Here is a 1,191-nt window from a genome sequence, read left to right on the forward strand (position 1 = left end):
ATTGTATTGACCCAGCGGAATCTGCTCAACTCAAGCCGCTAAAGCATAAGCCTCGGCAGGCGTTTTCCTCCCGAGCGCCTGATGCGGGCGCCGGTTGTTGTAGAAATTAATCCAGTCGCCAAGGACCCGGCTGGCATGCTGCAGAGTCTCGAAACGGTGACGATGAAGGCCCTGTTCCTTGAGCGTCCGGATCAGCCGCTCCACCAGGCCATTCTGCTGCGGGCTGTAGGGCGTAATGAACGCCTGCCTTAAGCCATAACTCTTCACCAGCGCCGTGTAGCTGCGGCTGGTAAAAACAAGGCCATTATCGGAGCGCAGCAGGAAAAGCGTGGGCACCCCCGCCCCAACGTCCCAAATCGGGCGATCAGGGCTTGCTCCAAAGCCGCCTCGGCCGTCTTCGACTTCCCGCTCCTGGAGACCTGCCAACCCAGCAATTCCCGGCTGTGGCAGTCGATCACCAGCGCCAGCGTCGCCCACCATCACGACCCGCCCACACCCGGCACAAATCGATGGCCCAGCGTTCATTCGGCTTCTCGGCCACCGAGGGCAGGGCCTCGACCCGTGGGCGAAAGCCCACCGGGCGTTTCCTCACTGGCCAGCCTTTAATCTGGAAGACACGTTGTACGGTGTTCTTGTTGAAACCCAGCAGATGAGCGACCGTCCGGTAACCGAAGGACGGGTTCTCTTCGATCTAGGCTTTGATGGGGCCAGCAAATCGCTCCTGAACTTTGGGCGCCGGCCTCACCGAACGGTAATAGAAGGTCCGACGCGGCACGCCGAACCACTGACACAGCTGGCTAATCGAGCCGGAAATACCTTCTTCTTTGAGTCCCTGATGGATCGTCTCGATCATTTCTCGCCCTCGCCCAGCAGGGCTGGCCACTTTTTTCTAGCTCTTAGCTCCAGCATCGCTTCGCCATAGGCTTCCTGCAGTTCCTTGAGCGGCTTCTCGTACTGTTCCCGCACCTCGAGAGGATTGGCACGAAGCGCATTCTCCATCCCTTTCTTGCCGTCCTCGATCCAGTCTTCAATCTCCGAGGGCGGCAGGTTATAAGTTCTACTCGCCCCCGCAACCGTCGTCTTGCCCCGGAGGATTTCCAGCACCAAGGCACTCTTCCGCTTGGCCGTCCAACGTTTGATGTCCTCTTCCATCACCATACTCATGTGCAATACTCCTCAAAGATTAACACC

3 protein-coding genes are annotated in these 1,191 nt (G+C 58.6%); all 3 read right to left on the bottom strand.

What is annotated here, in order from left to right:
* Positions 1-30: 30 nt before the first annotated feature.
* On the bottom strand, positions 31-525 hold the full coding sequence (locus VEB01_RS09420; RefSeq protein WP_324874849.1) for an integrase core domain-containing protein: 495 nt from the start codon (positions 523-525) through the stop codon (positions 31-33).
* Between the two features lie 166 nt (positions 526-691).
* The gene (locus VEB01_RS09425; RefSeq protein WP_324874850.1) at positions 692-853 is read right to left on the bottom strand and encodes a helix-turn-helix domain-containing protein; all 162 of its coding nucleotides are present in this window, start codon (positions 851-853) and stop codon (positions 692-694) included.
* Positions 850-1,164, bottom strand: coding sequence for a DUF1153 domain-containing protein (locus VEB01_RS09430; RefSeq protein ID WP_324874851.1), 315 nt, complete (start codon positions 1,162-1,164; stop codon positions 850-852). Before VEB01_RS09430 ends, VEB01_RS09425 begins: the two co-directional genes overlap by 4 nt.
* Positions 1,165-1,191 lie beyond the last annotated feature (27 nt).

Source organism: Methylocaldum sp., from assembly GCF_035627495.1.
Taxonomy (GTDB): Bacteria; Pseudomonadota; Gammaproteobacteria; order Methylococcales; family Methylococcaceae; genus Methylocaldum.